Source organism: Melghirimyces algeriensis, from assembly GCF_900182565.1.
Classification (GTDB): Bacteria; Bacillota; Bacilli; order Thermoactinomycetales; family DSM-45169; genus Melghirimyces; species Melghirimyces algeriensis.
Window position 1 is genome coordinate 391955 of sequence record NZ_FXTI01000002.1, and the last position, 15414, is coordinate 407368.

The window sequence follows — 15414 nt, forward strand, 5'->3', positions numbered from 1 at the left end:
AATCACTCCAAAAGCGCCGATCAATCATCCTCTTCATCGTTTTTGGAAATGGATTTCCGCATATCTGTATCCGCCATCACATTCTGCATGTTGTAATAGTCCATGACACCCAGCTTTCCAGCACGCAGAGCTTCTGCCATGGCTTGGGGAACCATCGCTTCCGCTTCAACCACTTTGGCACGCATTTCTTCCACACGGGCACGCATTTCTTGTTCTTTGGCAACAGCCATGGCGCGTCGTTCTTCAGCCTTGGCTTGGGCAATATTTTTATCCGCTTCCGCCTGATCGGTTTGCAATTCAGCTCCAATGTTTTTGCCTACATCCACATCTGCGATATCAATGGACAAAATTTCAAATGCCGTTCCTGCATCCAATCCCTTCTCCAATACGGTATTGGAGATCAAATCGGGATTTTCCAGCACTTCCTTGTGGGTATTTGCGGAACCATTGGTGGTGACGATCCCTTCACCCACGCGAGCAATAATCGTTTCTTCCCCAGCGCCTCCAACCAAACGGTCGATGTTGGCACGAACCGTTACGCGGGCTTTTACTTTGACCTCAATCCCGTCTTTGGCAACAGCAGATACCTGTGGAGTTTCAATCACTTTCGGGTTGACACTCATCTGCACAGCTTGTAAGACATCCCGGCCAGCCAAGTCAATCGCAGCCGCCCGTTCAAACATTAAATCAATATCGGCACGCTGTGCTGCAATCAGTGCATCCACGACCCGGTTCACATTTCCACCGGCTAGATAATGGGTTTCCAGTTGTTCAATGGCAACTTTCAGCCCCGCTTTTCTCGCCTTGATCAACGGATTAATGATGCGAGACGGAACAATTCGCCGCAAACGCATCCCGATCAATGTTGTCAAACCTACATATACGCCTGAAGCTACAGCGGAAACCCATAACATAATCGGTACAAAAGTGAACAGAATGGACAACGCAACAATCGCAACCACCGCGATAAACAAAATGGTTAACAGACTCGCTTCCATATAAATCCTCCTTTGATAGAGTGACAATAAGATTTTCAATGATCTTCAGAAGAAATCCTCTGTTTTTTAACCACTACCCGGACTCCCTGAACATTGATCACCTCCACAGGGGTTTTGGCTGGAATATACTCTCCTTCGCTCACGACATCTTGCCGAACACCATCAATCAAGGCGCTTCCGGACGGACGAAGGGGGGTCAGTGTCTCACCGGTCTTTCCCACAAGCTCGTCACGACTGATTTGGGAAACATATCCTTCTTGTTTCTCCTGCATTCGATTTAAAATAAAGCGATTCCAAATTCCCTTGGCTCCGAAATAACGCATGGCAATTCCCATACCTAAGCCAGTAGCACCAATCGCAATAAAAAAGGAGACGAGGCTGAACGTCCGATCATAAGCCGCAGTAATCACTGCCGCCACAAGAGACAAGAGACCCAAAATGCCAAAAATACCAAATCCAGGAACAAAGAGTTCAATCACCATCAAAATTATACCGGCAGCAAACAGTACAAAACTTTCCGCACCGGCGAACCCCGCCAGATAGTGACCGAAGAAATAAAGCCCAAAGGCTCCCAATCCAATCACTCCTGGAACGCCAAACCCCGGTGTAAATACTTCAATTGCAATACCCGCCAGTCCTATCATGAATAAAATGGGAATCACATAAGGACTGGTGACAAAACGGGCCAATTGTTCGCTGAGGGTCAATTCCACCCGAACAAGATCAGAAGCTGAAGCATCCAGAAAGTTCAGTACGTCTTTATCACCCTCTACCGTTTGATCTGCCATATTATGTTTCACAGCTTGACCTGCAGACAAACTCATCAATTCACCCTTTTTTTTCAACCCTTGAATCACAAGGTTCCGATCCACCATGCCGGCGGCAATATCGGCATTTCGCCCGTGAGCTTCTGCAGCAGCTCTCATACTGGAAGCCCAAAAGGCAACCGTTTTGGGATCAGCAGTCTTTCCATTAAGCGTTCGAGGCTCTGCTGCCCCCATGGCACTGTCAGGTGTCATTAGAATATGATCCGCATTGAGAGCGATGTAGGAGCCGGCTGAAATCGCTTTCCCTTTTATGTATACAGTAACTGGAAGTTCTGAGTTGCGAATGAGCTTTCCGATCTCCAATGCCGCCTCGACATCTCCGCCGAGGGTATCCATCTCCAATACCACCGCTTTAGCCCCAGCCTGTTCTGCTTCCGTAAATGCGCGATCCAGAAATTTAGACAATCCCCGCTCAACTTCCTGTTTCAGTGGAACCCAGTATATCAACTCCCCCTGAGCGCTCTTTGTCTCCGCATTCGTGGACCCGATAATAACCAGAACGAGCATCACGGACAGAATCACGCAGGAGAGCCTCAGCGACTTCATTTTTCATCCCCCCTTAACCGATACGTGAAAAAACCTCTGAGTTTTACATCATCTCTAGTTTAAACGATAAAGCGCAAAAAAAACACAGCGTACCACGACGCTGTAAATTAAAGTTCTTCCTGAACCAATTGATTGACCAATTTCCCGTCTACGCGACCTTTCACTTTGGGCATCACTGACTTCATCACTTTACCCATATCTGCCTTGGATGAAGCACCGATCTCACGGATCGTTTCCCGGACAATCTTACGCAATTCCTCCTCGGAAAGAGGTTCCGGTAGATACTGTTTAAGCACCTCAATATTCATCTGTGCTTTTTCAACGAGATCTTCTCTTCCGGCCTGCTCAAAATCCTGAAGCGATTCCTTCTGTTGTTTCAGTTCTTTGGATATCACTCCAAGCGCCTCTTCCTCCGTCAAAGTGCGCTTAAGATCAATTTCCTTATTTTTAAGCGAAGATCGCACCATTCGAATCACGGATAAGGTCGTTTTATCTTTTTTCTTCATGGCGGTCTTCATATCTTCATTTAACCGCTCAATCAGGGTCACTTGGACCTCCACCTCACTGTCATTTCCTTTTTCGCGCAGCATCGGATTTCTTTTTGCGCCTTACACTGGGTTTTTCATAGTGCTTACGCTTCTTCAATTCACGCATCGTCCCATCTTTGGCGATAGACTTTTTGAAGCGACGCAAAGCTTTGTCCAGTGTTTCATTTTTACGAACATGAACTTCCGCCATCATGATCCCTCCCTCCACGGGCCTTAAGCGCCCGGGTTGAACCGCCGGGATAAAGCAGATCCTGAAAAAAGCGGATGCAAGCGAGCGGTTTCCCTGAGAGGGACAAACTCGTGTCCTGCATCTGTCGTTTCCCTTGCGGCAGCAAGCAATCTTCTATACCCGATACGACGGGATTTAAAACACATTCATTATACTATATGCTTAGACATAGTGTCAAAGACGGATTATCCCGGAGGCCAGGTCAGTGATCTGCCTCCCAACAGGTGAAAATGAATATGGTAGACCGTTTGGCCCCCCTCATCCCCACAATTGTTCACAATACGAAAACCTTTGTCAGCCAAACCATATTCTTTGGCAAGCTGGTTGATTGCCGCAAAAATCTTGCCCATCAAAGGACCGTCCTCTTCACCAATCTCCCGAATGGATGAAATATGTTTTTTAGGTATCACCAGCAAGTGAACAGGAGCTTGAGCATGCAGATCCTTAAAAGCCAACACCGATTCATCCTCATATACTTTCTCCGAGGGAAGGCTTCCGTCCACAATTTTGCAGAATATACAATCTTCCATATCTATCACCTTCCTTTAACATTTGTATTATATCAGAAAGCTTTTGATCTTTGACCACTTTCCATACCTAAAGGCAGGGGATTCTTGGGTAATCTCCCGCAACCGGGAGAAATGGACCAAGCTTAAACCGTGAGGCACACGGCGATGACTCTTAAACCTTCTTGCAGAATGTTTTTGGCGGCGTTGATGTCCCGATCATGATGAACACCACATGCTGGGCATGTCCAATATCTCAGGTTCAGATTTTTTACGTCTTGGTTTCTATTTCCCGCAACAGGAAACAGAGTTGGCTGGAAGGAAACGTTCTACCGACTTTGACAAGGCTTCTTCCAAACCATGTAGCCTTATACTCCAACATGGTGGCAAACTCAGACCATGACGCATCGGTGATGGATGTTGCCAACCTGTGGTTCTTTACCATGTTCCTGACTTGCAAGTCTTCCAACAGATCCCTTGGTTTTCGTGAATCAGTTTGGTGGACAGCTTATGTAGAAAGACACGCCTTGCGTTGACGATCTTTTCATGAATCTTTGCCACCTTGACTCTGGCTTTGTGCCAATTGGAACCGCTTCTTTGACGGCGGGACAGGATTCTTTGCCAGTGAGCCAATTTCTTTTCGTACTTTCGGAAGTACTTCGGTGCGTTTACCTTCGTTCCATCCGAGAGGATCGCAAAGCCTTTCAAACCCAGATCCACCCCCACCGCTTTCCCACGGTTGACGGGAACATAGGGACAAGCATTCATTTCACAAAGGAGAGAAACAACGTATTTCCCCGATGGATTTCGACGGATGGCAGACCTTGTGCATGGGTTCACCTCCCTGTTTGAGTCTCAATGTATTGCTTGACCTCTTCAAGGTTGACCGTTCCAACGGTTGCAACAAAATAGGAGTTTGTCCAAAGGGATGGGATTCGTGATTTCAAATGCGGAAATTCCTGTCTAAGGACTCGCGATGTGTACCCTTTGAGATGCTTGACTGCCCTGTGTATGCCAAATTGAGGGTCACATTGTATGAGTAAATGCACATGATCGGGCATGATTTCCATACTGGAAATCGTAACTTCCAGCTCTCTTGCTTTTTCTACGAACAGCTCTTTCAGCCGATCACTTACAGGCGAAACCAGCACTTTTCGTCGATACTTGGGACAAAAAACAACATGATACTTGCAGTCGTACACGACATTTCGCTTACTTTGAACGGTTCCCAAATTCATCACCTATTGCCAATTTTACAACGAATATTATATAGATTCAATATATCTAATAGAAAAAGATGGTCAGGCTTGCGAGAGGGGGAAACCAACCCCCTCCTCGCCTGACGCTCGCTCTCATCCCCATAGCTGAAGCTAGGGGTTTTCTCGCTCGCAAAGATATAAAAACAAATCACACGATTGAAGATGAACCACCGATCGATCTGCGATCATACAATAAAATAAAGAATGTTTTTCAATAAAGGGGGACTATCCGTGATAAAGGGCAAGCAGTACAGTGAAGAACCATCTCCGCCTTCTTATCAAGCAGTTTTTGGATCACCCATCCCCGTCCATATTTGTAAAAAACAAAAGAAGTCATCCGCTCTTTGGATCAATCCTCAAAAAAAGATCAAGAGAGGTGACATGAAACCTTCCCAATTGAAACCCCACAACAATATATGATTTACTGGGATACTTGGGAAAAAATCCTACTTCTTGAGTCAGGGAGCCATTGTTGTCTCTGATTGATCCCATTGATTCCTCTTATCTGTTTTGACAAAAAGCCTCTTTCCATTGCGGGGAGGCTTTTTGTCTGTTTAAATCCTTGCAACAAGGCATGCCTGTCCTGTTCAAACCATATATATGAAACCAGGGCGACGGAGGTGGTTTCATGAAAGAAATCGTAATTCCTTTCACCACAGGATTAGCTATTTTTTTGTTTGGGATGCAACTCTTGCGAATTGGTTTGGAAGAGTTAGCGGCAGACCGGATGCAACGCATCTTGCTTCGCTTCACAAAAACCCCCACACGAGGGTTTTGGACGGGTATGGTAACTACCTTTTTTCTGCAAAGTAGCAGTGCGGTTACAGTATTAACGATCGGATTTGTCAATGCCGGTCTTTTGACCTTTACTCAATCTGTGGGGATCATCTTGGGAACAAATATCGGGACCACCATTACCACAGAAATTTTGGCGTTAAAAATACAAGATTTCGCCGTTCCTTTGATATGTTTAGGAGCAACACTATATATTCTTCCGTGGAAAAAAGGAGCCGCTTTAGGCCTTGCCATCGGGGGATTCGGTTGTATCTTTCTGGGAATGGAAGCGATGCAATGGATTGCAGATCCACTCAAAGATCGGGGGTGGATTGCTGCGATCATGGATAGCGGTTATCACCCTGTCTGGTCTGGACTTCTTTCCGGCACCCTCTTGACTGCTCTGATCCAGAGCAGCAGTGCCACGGTTGCCATCACCATGGGTTTTTTTGCAACAGGTATGATTCCTTCGCCTTTTGCTGTTGCTGTCGTACTCGGCAGTAATGTTGGTACGTGTATCACAGGCTTCCTCGCTTCGATCGGAACAGAACGGACAGCCAAACAGGTAGCCTTGGCCAATCTGATGCTGAACCTGGGAGGTCTGATTCTCTTTCTGCCATGGATTAAACCCATCGCTGAAATGTCTCATTTGCTTTCCTCTCATCCTGCCGTTCAAATCGCTCACATTCAAACGATATACAACATCGTTTGTTCGCTTCTCATGCTTCCTTTTGCCAACCTATTTGCGCGTGTGGTATCCCAGCTTCTTCCTGAACATCCCCATCTCTCGTGGTCAGGAAAGCGTCGCTGTTCACATCCTTTGCTCAAGTGGCATCAATAAGCGTCCGTTCCGTGTCCACCTGTGACAATGGCCACTCCAGAGCTGGCTCCAAGTCTGGTGGCTCCTGCTTGAATCATTTGTTCTGCCGTCTTCCGGTCACGGATTCCACCTGACGCCTTGACACCCATTTGGGGTCCTACTGTCTCACGCATCAACTGGACTGCTTCTTTCGTAGCTCCACCATTTCCAAACCCCGTTGACGTTTTCACAAAGTCAGCACCTGCACCCTTCGCTGCTTCACAAGCGGTGCGGATCTCTTTCTCGTTTAATAAACCCGTCTCCAAAATCACCTTGACCAAAACACCGTCGGCTGCGTTTACTACCGTCTCAATATCTTTTTTTACTAGGTCGATGTCGTTGGATTTCAGAGCTCCGATATTCAGCACCATATCGATTTCCTGAGCCCCGTTCTTGATCGCATCCTGGGTTTCAAACGCTTTGGTTTCACTCGTTGTAGCACCCAGAGGAAATCCTACTACCGTACACACTTTCACCTCTGTTCCCTTCAGCAGCTGGGCCGCATGTTTTACCCAACAAGGATTGACACAAACCGAAGCAAATTTGTATTCTTTGGCCTCTTCACACAATCGGTCGATCTGGTCTTTTGTCGTTTCCGGTTTTAACTGGGTATGGTCAATAAACGTTGCCAATTCGTTTGACATTCTTTCTTCCCCTTCCACACTTTATATTTCAAGGCACTGATAGGCCTTTAACATCACACTGTGGTTATTGTCATAGCCTTCATGCTCTTGTTTATTCCAAGCCTCTTCCGGAGACAACCATGCCACTCTTGAAATCTCTGACAATTGTGGTGTTGCCTGTCCCTGTTTCGCTTCAACCAGAAAATAATAAACTTCCTTTGTGACATCTCCGTAATCAGGATGAAAATATTGATAGGTAATCCTTTCAAGTGGTTGTTTTATTATCCCCTGAATCCCTGTCTCTTCTTCAATCTCCCGAAGAGCTGTTTCCTCCAGGGTTTCACCCTGTTCTTGTTTCCCCTTGGGGAGGGTCCAACGGGAATAACGATCCTCAATCAAGAGAATGGAATAGCTTCCCTTTTCCCGCCGATATACTACTCCGCCAGCGGAGACTTCTTTCACGCCCACACCCCCTCCTTCCTGAGTTGTACATCTTGCGCATTGATTTTAGCACAACTGAATGCAAAACTGAAAAAACACAGGTTGCACTATAAGACATCAACCACTCAACACCTCCAATCCGGTTACCTCGTGTTGAACTGTATTCAAGCATCCTTCATCTCATGAAGTACAGCTTCCACAGCACATTGAGGCGAACAACACTCCCCTTCGCTCTTTTCTTCATCTACATAAATCCCTTCAATCCCCAAATCCTTCCGCGCAGGATCATTCGGGTTAAAGTGATGGTTACAAACAACACAGATTTTAAGCTGTGGTGTTTTTTGCAAAAGCTGGACAAGCTCTTTTGCCTTCGTCTCATTTAAACGGAAAAGTTGAAGAGCAAAATGGAGAAAGTGTTGTTCTGTATCAAAAAAACGAATATCTTCCCGAACATAATTCTGCTCGTTCCAAAATGCCCACTTTCCGTTGGCAAGGTGCGTGATATGGTATCCATCTCCTAGGTGCAAGGAGGAAACCTTTAGTGCCTCATAAGTACGAAAACGCAGTTCATTGGCCAGGTTTTCCAACAGTTGTCCATCCACCTCGTCCAATACATCACTCCAATCAATCTTGTCCAAAGCATCTTCCCACTCTTCAAACTTCTCCATTTTAATCCTCCTTTTTCTTATAGTAAAATTTACACAATGGAAACATTTCGTGATGTATTTTAAGTATAGAGGAAATCATCTCATGATACAGCGCATATTGAAAGAAAAGAAAACACCGTCCCTCGCAGGAGACGGTTAAAAGGTCATTCGTTACCCCGCTTGGCAGGAACGGGGAGTTTCATCTATCGTTCGAACAAACGTTCCTCTCACATATTCGGAACCCGGTTCGTCCAAACGAACGCGGCATACTTTGCCTACCAACTGTTCATTCCCCGGAAAAACCACCTGGAGATAATTGTCTGAATAGCCAACATAAAGCCCACTTTCTGGGTCCTCTTTCCAACGGCGTTCTGGAATGACTTCCAGTACCTCACCCACAAACTTAGAGGAATAGGTGAAACTCAAGCGATTGGACAGTTCAATCAACTGCTCCACCCGTTCTTGTTTCACTTCAGCGGGCACTTGGTCTTTCATTCGGGCAGCAGGGGTACCTGTACGGGTGGAGTAAGGGAATACATGGAGTTCAGAGAAGCCAAGTTCTTCAATTAGGCGATAACCGTTTTTAAACTGCTCATCCGTTTCCCCTGGAAATCCAACAATTACATCTGTCGTAATCGCAACACCAGGCATTGCTTGGTGGATATGTTCGATTTTCCGACGATACTCATCCACCGTATATCTGCGCCGCATCCGTTTTAAAACAGCATCATCCCCAGCTTGCAAGGGGATATGAAGATGACGGCACATCTTGTCGGAACGGTTGAGCACTTCCACGACTCGATCGTCAATTTGGCTTGCTTCAATAGAACTGATGCGAATCCGCTGGAGCCCTTCCACCTGATCCAGATCCCACAAGAGATCAGCCAGTTTGTAGTCCTCAAAATCCTCTCCATAACCACCCGTATGAATTCCGGTCAGTACAATTTCCTTGTAGCCTGAATCCACCAGCTGTCGCGCTTGTTTGAGAACACTCTCCGGTTTGCGGCTGCGAAGAAGGCCCCGTGCCCAAGGAATGATGCAAAATGTACAGAAGTTGTTGCAGCCTTCCTGAATTTTCAAGGATGCGCGGGTTCGTTCAGAAAATGTAGGAACATCCAGTTCCTCAAATTCGCGCGTTTTCATAATGTTTTTTACCGCATTGACAGGCTGACGCGTTTGACGATGTTCCTCAATATATTGAAGGAGCCGATCTCTCCCCTGGGTTCCCACCACCACGTCAACTCCGGGAATATTCATAATTTCACCAGGAGATGTCTGAGCATAGCAACCGGTAACCGCTACCACCGCATCCGGATTTCTGCGAATGGCCCGGCGGATCATTTGCCGGCTTTTTCGATCCCCGGTATTGGTTACCGTACAGGTGTTAATGACATAAACATCCGCTTTCGCATCAAAATCAACTTTCTCATAACCTTGACGTTGAAACAGTTTCCAGATCGCCTCTGTTTCATATGCGTTTACTTTACATCCCAATGTATGGAATGCCACCGTACTCACAGTGGCTCACCTCCCATCTCACCAAAAGAAAATAGAATACAAGATAGCAAAGCCAATGGTGCCGTTTCCGCACGAAGAATCCGGGGACCCAATTGAACCGGCACAGCACCTTGGGCAACGGCTTCTTCCACTTCTGACTCCGTAAAGCCACCCTCAGGCCCCACAACCACCAACAGACGCTGGCTCCGGGTCTTTTGCAAAACTTCCACCAAAGAAGAGCCTTCTCTTTCATAGGCAAAGAGAACCTGGTCATATGACGGAAACTTCTCCAATAAACCCTTCCAGGTAAGCACATTTCCCACTTGGGGAACATAACCCCTGTGAGATTGTTCTGCCGCTTCCTTTACAATCCTTTGCCATCGAACCCGCTTTTTGGCGCTTTTTTTCCCATCCAGTCGTACCACAGATCGACTGGACATAAAGGGTAAAAAAGAATCTGCTCCCAGCTCGGTTGCCTTTTGCAAAACCCATTCCAATTTATCCCCTTTGGGAAGCGATGAAGCAACCGTCACCCGTACCCGTGGCTCTCCCTTTGAAGGAAACGTACTTAGAATCCGGCAAAGGATTTCCTTGTCCGTGATGGAAACCAGCTCCGTGTAATAATCCTTTCCCTGACCGTCGCAGCAAAGGATATGATCGCCTACAGTCATCCGCAGGACATTTTTTATATGGTGAACATCATCTCCCCGAACCGTAATCCGACCCGGTTCGATCGCGTTTGGATCAATAAAATATCTTTGCATCATTCACTCCCACTATCCTATCATGATCTTGCAGCGATCGCTACCCAGTCCTGTTCGTGAATCGTTTCCACAATCTCTAATCCAGCTCCTTGAATCGCTGCTACAACTTCTTCTTTTTTGGCCGAAATGATCCCGGATCCTATAAACATACTCCCTTTTTTTATTACCTTTGGCAGATCTGGGACAAATTTCACAATGATCTCTGCCAATATGTTGGAGACCACCAAATCAACTTTCTCATTTACTCCCTGAAGCAAGTCCCCCTGCCGAACGCGAATTTGATCTTGCAAATGATTCAGTCGGACATTCTGTTTTGTTTTTTCCACAGCCAATTCATCCAAGTCAAGAGCCAATACATCGCTCGCTCCCAATTTGGCGGAAGCGATACTCAAAATTCCGCTTCCACACCCAATATCCATGACCCGTTGGCCGATTCTGAGGTGTTTTTCAATCAATTTCAGACTCAGTCTTGTGGTAGGATGAGAACCCGTTCCAAAAGCCATTCCTGGGTCCAGTTCAATGACAACCTCTTCTTCTGAAGAGGGTTGATAAGCCTCCCATTGTGGCTTGACCGTCAAGCGGGTGGATATACGAATCGGTTTATAATACGCTTTCCATGCTTGATCCCAGGATTCCTGGGAAATGCGATCAACCATCACCTGAGCCGGACCTGGGTCCAAGCCAAATCGATCAAGATCTTTCACTTGTTTTTCCAGCTTTCCCACCAACGCATCGCGAAAGACTTCTTCCGGAAAATATCCAGAGATCCAGATCCCTTCATCCGGGTAATCCTCCCTGGATAGCTCGATCAGCTCACCGAAGGGTGTATCCCAGACTCTTGTCAGCACAGAGGAATCCATTACCGCTGTTCCTTCTGCTCCCGCTTCTAAAAACAGATGAGAAACGGCTTCTTCTGCCTCTTTTGAAGTGTGTATACGAACTTCCACCCATTCCAAGACTCAGCACACCCTTTCGAAAAAAAAACGGGCATCGTTTGCCCGCAATCCTTAACCTGATATATTCACTACTCAGTCCCCGCTGAAAGCTCTTTTCATTTTATCAAAAAAACTGCTGTTCTGTTCGGAAATATAGTCTCCACTAAGCCGGCCGAACTCGCGAAGGGCTTTTTTCTGTTCTTCCGTTAATTGAGTCGGGGTGACCACTTTGACTCTGATCAATTGATCCCCTTTTCCACGACCATACAGACGAGGAACGCCTTTACCTCTCAAGCGAAACTCGGAACCCGTCTGGGTACCGGATGGAATCTTGAGTTTCGCACGCCCTTCCAAGGTAGGAACAACCACTTCATCCCCCAAAGCCGCTTGCACAAAGGTAATGGGCAATTCACAAGTAATATCATCACCTTGTCGTTTAAAGAACTCATGAGGACGCACATTGATCGTAATATAAAGATCTCCGGCAGGACCCCCGTTGATTCCGGGCTCTCCGGCACCAGACACTCGTAATTGTTTCCCTTCATCAATACCGGAAGGAATATTGATATGGATTTTCTTTCTCTTTTTCACTTGTCCCGTGCCCGCACACTTGGGACACTGTTCCCGGATAATCTTTCCCCGACCGCTACATTTCTGACATACCCGTTTATTTACAATGCGACCAAATGGCGTATTCTGAACCGTTTCAGACTGACCGGTTCCTTGACAGACATCACAGCTTTCCGGATGCGTTCCTGGTTTGGCTCCTGTACCGCGACAGTCCCCGCAGGTCTCCGTTCTCGGAATGGAAATATCCATCTCGCGGCCAAAGATAGCATCTTTAAAGTCCACTGTCAGACGGTATTCCAAATCAGCACCTTGTCGCGGAGCATTGGGGTTGCGTCGACCGCCTCCACCAAAAAACATATCAAAAATATCGCCAAAACCAAAATCCCCGGCACCTCCGCCAAAGCCACCAAAGCCTCCGGCTCCAGCTCCGGCTGCTCCGGGATCAGCTGTCCCAAAGCGATCATAGTTCGCTTTCTTTTGAGGGTCCCGAAGTACTTCATAAGCTTCATTGATTTCTTTAAATTTTTGCTCCGAATCCGGTGATTTGTTTACATCGGGATGATATTTTCGAGCCATCTTTCGATAAGCTTTGCGGATTTCTTCACTTGACGCATCCCGGCTGACGCCAAGTATTTCATAATAATCTTTCTGACTCACCGGATCACCTCCCTTTTCTTAAAGTTCATTCTGCCTGAGACAAGAAAACTCTTCCTCTTCGGCAATAAAGATGGGAAAAGTCAAAGCCAGGTAACCATTCCCCGACTTTGACTTTACATCGGGGCTTCCCCCTTATTTTTTCCCCTTTTCCTCATCTTCGTCCACTACTTCATAGTCGGCGTCAACAACATTATCGTCTTTTTTTTCACCCTCATCCCCCTGTTCTTGGGCTTGTTGGGCTTGTTGGTAGAGCTTGACGGAAAGCTCTTGAACCACCTTTTCCAATTCTTCAGTGGCCTTCTTAATTTCTTCGACATCGCCCCCATCAAGTACCTTCTTCAACTTGTCTTTTGCTTCATTCGCTTTGTCAAGTTCGGAAGAATCCACCTTGTCTCCAAGGTCTTTCAGTGTCTTTTCGGTGGTGAAAATCAGCTGATCCGCATGGTTCTTAATTTCCACCTGTTCTTTCCGTTTCTTATCCTCTTCCGCGTATTCTTCAGCCTCTTTTACCATCTGTTCAATCTCACTTTCAGACAGACCACTGGAAGATTTAATGGTAATATCTTGGCTCTTGCCGGTCGCTTTATCTTTGGCTGAAACATTAACAATTCCGTTGCGGTCAATCTTGAACGTAACCTCAATTTGCGGAACGCCTCGGGGAGCCGGGGGGATGTCGGTCAACTGGAAGCGACCCAAGGTTTTATTGTGTTCGGCCATTTCCCGCTCCCCTTGAAGAACGTGAATATCCACTGCCGTTTGGTTATCTGCCGCGGTTGAGAAAATCTGGGATTTTTCTGTTGGAATCGCCGTGTTTCGTTCAATCAACTTGGTAAATACGCCACCCAAGGTCTCAATTCCAAGAGAAAGCGGTGTAACATCAACCAAAACGACGTCTTTTACATCATCTGAGAGAACACCACCCTGAATCGCTGCACCCATGGCAACCACTTCATCCGGATTTACGCCTTTACTCGGCTCTTTTCCGGTCAGTTTCTTAATCGCTTCCTGAACGGCCGGGATTCGGGTGGAGCCCCCAACCAAAATCACTCGATCAATATTGGAAGGTTCCAGTCCGGCATCTTTCAATGCTTGTCGGGTTGGTCGCATGGTCCGTTCAACCAACTCAGCAGACAGTTCTTCAAATTTCGCGCGGGTCAGGGTTACTTCCAAGTGTTTCGGCCCGGAAGCATCCGCTGTCAAAAACGGCAGGGAAATGGTTGTCGTCAAGACACCGGATAAGTCCTTCTTCGCCTTTTCCGCTGCATCTTTCAAACGTTGAAGAGCCATTCGGTCGTTGGAAAGGTCGATTCCATTTTCTTTCTTGAATTCATTGATCAGATAATCAATAATCACTTGGTCAAAATCATCACCACCCAGTTGGTTATCTCCACTGGTGGCCTTTACTTCGAACAGACCGTCGCCAATCTCCAGAATGGACACATCAAAGGTACCACCACCCAAGTCAAACACCAGGATGGTTTGTTCCACGTCTTTTTTGTCAATTCCGTAAGAAAGTGCAGCAGCGGTCGGTTCGTTGATGATCCGAAGCACTTCCAAGCCTGCAATTTTCCCGGCATCCTTTGTCGCTTGACGCTGGCTGTCATTAAAGTATGCAGGGACAGTAATCACCGCTTGAGTTACTTCTTCACCCAAATAAGCTTCCGCATCCGCTTTAAGTTTTTGCAGGATCATCGCGGAAATTTGCTGGGGTGTATATTCTTTATCCTCAATCTTTACTTTGTGGTCACTTCCCATATAACGTTTCACAGAAATCACTGTTTTGTCCGGGTTGGTGATGGATTGCCGTTTAGCAGATTCCCCTACCAGACGCTCCCCGGATTTAGAAAACCCTACAACAGAAGGCGTGGTTCGTCCTCCTTCAGCGTTGGGAATAACCGTCGGTTCACTGCCTTCCATAAAGGCAACACAAGAGTTGGTGGTTCCAAGATCGATTCCAATTACTTTACCCATAGATCGAGTACCTCCTTATCAGGTTCAATGTTTCCATTTTAGTTAAGAGCTAACTTTCACCATGGAAGGTCGGATGACGCGGTCCTTAAACCGATACCCTTTTTGAAGGACTTCCACGACCATCCCTGGTTCCACACCTTCGCTATCCACTTCCATGACAGCACTGTGTTCATGAGGATTAAACTCAAGCCCTTCAGCCTCAATAATGGAGAGCCCCTGCTCTTCAAGCGAATGAAGAAGCTGGCGGTAGACCATCTCTACACCTTGATGAAAGGACTTGGCATCCTCACTGCTGATCTCCGTCTCCAACGCACGCTCCAGATTATCCAGAACAGGTAAAATGGACTCCACCAAAGGAACAGCTGCGTATTTTACCGCTTCTTCACGATCTTTGCGAGCCCGACGCCGGAAATTTTCCAGATCGGCCTTGATACGAAGTGTCAGCTCCGCATTCTCCTCGTACTCTCTCTTCCATTTGGCTGCCTCTTCCTTCGCGGTTTCCAGTTCCTGTTGCACCGCCCGCTCCTGCTCATCGGATAACGCCTTCTCTTTGGGCTCCGTCGGAATCTCATGTTGCTGAGTATCAGACGTTTGTATCTCACTTTCACTGAGCGTTTCTTCTTCTCTCTTTTCAGCTTCCACTTCCCGTGTCTGCTCCGTATTTTTCTTTCTTCGCTCACGAGCTTCCTTGGCTTTTCTCAGCTCCCTCGCTGTTATAGGCCGGTGTTTTTCCTCATCTTGCGTAAAGTCCTTGGACATTTAT

The 15414-nt window shown here is 46.8% G+C and carries 16 protein-coding genes and 1 pseudogene; 1 reads left to right on the top strand and 16 read right to left on the bottom strand.

Features of this window, described 5'->3' with window-relative positions:
- Nucleotides 1–20: 20 nt before the first annotated feature.
- The 7 genes and pseudogenes from floA to tnpA form a co-directional block, all read right to left on the bottom strand.
- A complete protein-coding gene (gene floA, locus FN782_RS05045) occupies nucleotides 21–998 on the bottom strand; it encodes a flotillin-like protein FloA (protein WP_142504672.1) in 978 nt (325 codons plus the stop codon).
- Between the two features lie 35 nt (nucleotides 999–1033).
- Nucleotides 1034–2371, bottom strand: a complete 1338-nt coding sequence (locus tag FN782_RS05050) for an NfeD family protein (protein WP_142504673.1) — start codon at nucleotides 2369–2371, stop codon at nucleotides 1034–1036.
- Nucleotides 2372–2478: 107 nt separating this feature from the next.
- Nucleotides 2479–2919: a GatB/YqeY domain-containing protein gene (locus tag FN782_RS05055; RefSeq protein ID WP_142504674.1), complete on the bottom strand. Its 441-nt coding sequence runs from the start codon at nucleotides 2917–2919 to the stop codon at nucleotides 2479–2481.
- A gap of 19 nt (nucleotides 2920–2938) precedes the next feature.
- Nucleotides 2939–3109 (bottom strand): 30S ribosomal protein S21, encoded by a 171-nt coding sequence (gene rpsU / locus FN782_RS05060; RefSeq protein WP_142504675.1) that lies wholly within the window; start codon nucleotides 3107–3109, stop codon nucleotides 2939–2941.
- A gap of 224 nt (nucleotides 3110–3333) precedes the next feature.
- Entirely contained in the window at nucleotides 3334–3678 is a 345-nt protein-coding gene (locus FN782_RS05065) for a histidine triad nucleotide-binding protein (RefSeq protein ID WP_142504676.1), read from the bottom strand.
- Between the two features lie 122 nt (nucleotides 3679–3800).
- Nucleotides 3801–4503, bottom strand: a pseudogene (locus tag FN782_RS17125) (RNA-guided endonuclease TnpB family protein); the annotation flags it as partial.
- A complete protein-coding gene (gene tnpA / locus FN782_RS05085) occupies nucleotides 4491–4886 on the bottom strand; it encodes an IS200/IS605 family transposase (RefSeq protein WP_425462680.1) in 396 nt (131 codons plus the stop codon). The gene tnpA and the pseudogene FN782_RS17125, both read right to left, overlap by 13 nt.
- A gap of 655 nt (nucleotides 4887–5541) precedes the next feature.
- Between tnpA and FN782_RS05090 the strand changes: the two genes are divergently transcribed.
- Nucleotides 5542–6528 carry a Na/Pi symporter gene (locus tag FN782_RS05090; RefSeq protein WP_142504679.1) on the top strand — a complete coding sequence of 329 codons (987 nt, stop codon included), beginning with the start codon at nucleotides 5542–5544 and terminating at the stop codon, nucleotides 6526–6528.
- Here the strand turns inward: FN782_RS05090 and deoC are convergent.
- The 9 genes from deoC to grpE form a co-directional block, all read right to left on the bottom strand.
- On the bottom strand, nucleotides 6522–7190 hold the full coding sequence (deoC, locus tag FN782_RS05095; RefSeq protein ID WP_142504680.1) for a deoxyribose-phosphate aldolase: 669 nt from the start codon (nucleotides 7188–7190) through the stop codon (nucleotides 6522–6524). The two genes, FN782_RS05090 and deoC, sit on opposite strands and share 7 nt — an antisense overlap.
- Before the next feature lie 21 nt (nucleotides 7191–7211).
- On the bottom strand, nucleotides 7212–7631 hold the full coding sequence (locus FN782_RS05100; protein WP_142504681.1) for an NUDIX hydrolase: 420 nt from the start codon (nucleotides 7629–7631) through the stop codon (nucleotides 7212–7214).
- A gap of 143 nt (nucleotides 7632–7774) precedes the next feature.
- A complete protein-coding gene (locus tag FN782_RS05105; protein WP_142504682.1) occupies nucleotides 7775–8278 on the bottom strand; it encodes a hypothetical protein in 504 nt (167 codons plus the stop codon).
- A 150-nt stretch (nucleotides 8279–8428) separates the two neighbouring features.
- The gene (mtaB, locus tag FN782_RS05110; RefSeq protein WP_142504683.1) at nucleotides 8429–9775 is read right to left on the bottom strand and encodes a tRNA (N(6)-L-threonylcarbamoyladenosine(37)-C(2))-methylthiotransferase MtaB; all 1347 of its coding nucleotides are present in this window, start codon (nucleotides 9773–9775) and stop codon (nucleotides 8429–8431) included.
- Entirely contained in the window at nucleotides 9772–10518 is a 747-nt protein-coding gene (locus FN782_RS05115; RefSeq protein ID WP_142504684.1) for a 16S rRNA (uracil(1498)-N(3))-methyltransferase, read from the bottom strand. Before FN782_RS05115 ends, mtaB begins: the two co-directional genes overlap by 4 nt.
- Nucleotides 10519–10538: 20 nt before the next feature.
- Nucleotides 10539–11465, bottom strand: coding sequence for a 50S ribosomal protein L11 methyltransferase (gene prmA / locus FN782_RS05120; RefSeq protein ID WP_246064854.1), 927 nt, complete (start codon nucleotides 11463–11465; stop codon nucleotides 10539–10541).
- A gap of 81 nt (nucleotides 11466–11546) precedes the next feature.
- Complete coding sequence (gene dnaJ, locus FN782_RS05125; RefSeq protein WP_142504686.1) at nucleotides 11547–12680, bottom strand: molecular chaperone DnaJ; 1134 nt, start codon at nucleotides 12678–12680, stop codon at nucleotides 11547–11549.
- Nucleotides 12681–12812: 132 nt separating this feature from the next.
- Nucleotides 12813–14651 (bottom strand): molecular chaperone DnaK, encoded by a 1839-nt coding sequence (gene dnaK, locus FN782_RS05130; RefSeq protein ID WP_142504687.1) that lies wholly within the window; start codon nucleotides 14649–14651, stop codon nucleotides 12813–12815.
- 42 nt (nucleotides 14652–14693) lie between these two features.
- Entirely contained in the window at nucleotides 14694–15410 is a 717-nt protein-coding gene (gene grpE / locus FN782_RS05135; protein ID WP_142504688.1) for a nucleotide exchange factor GrpE, read from the bottom strand.
- Nucleotides 15411–15414 lie beyond the last annotated feature (4 nt).

Coding starts and splice junctions, on each gene's coding strand:
- FN782_RS05050 (WP_142504673.1), bottom strand. CDS start 2,371: ATGAAGTCGCTGAGGCTCTCCTGCGTGATTCTGTCCGTGATGCTCGTT.
- FN782_RS05105 (WP_142504682.1), bottom strand. CDS start 8,278: ATGGAGAAGTTTGAAGAGTGGGAAGATGCTTTGGACAAGATTGATTGG.
- FN782_RS05115 (WP_142504684.1), bottom strand. CDS start 10,518: ATGCAAAGATATTTTATTGATCCAAACGCGATCGAACCGGGTCGGATT.
- floA (WP_142504672.1), bottom strand. CDS start 998: ATGGAAGCGAGTCTGTTAACCATTTTGTTTATCGCGGTGGTTGCGATT.
- dnaK (WP_142504687.1), bottom strand. CDS start 14,651: ATGGGTAAAGTAATTGGAATCGATCTTGGAACCACCAACTCTTGTGTT.
- FN782_RS05090 (WP_142504679.1), top strand. CDS start 5,542: ATGAAAGAAATCGTAATTCCTTTCACCACAGGATTAGCTATTTTTTTG.
- grpE (WP_142504688.1), bottom strand. CDS start 15,410: ATGTCCAAGGACTTTACGCAAGATGAGGAAAAACACCGGCCTATAACA.
- rpsU (WP_142504675.1), bottom strand. CDS start 3,109: ATGGCGGAAGTTCATGTTCGTAAAAATGAAACACTGGACAAAGCTTTG.
- FN782_RS05065 (WP_142504676.1), bottom strand. CDS start 3,678: ATGGAAGATTGTATATTCTGCAAAATTGTGGACGGAAGCCTTCCCTCG.
- deoC (WP_142504680.1), bottom strand. CDS start 7,190: ATGTCAAACGAATTGGCAACGTTTATTGACCATACCCAGTTAAAACCG.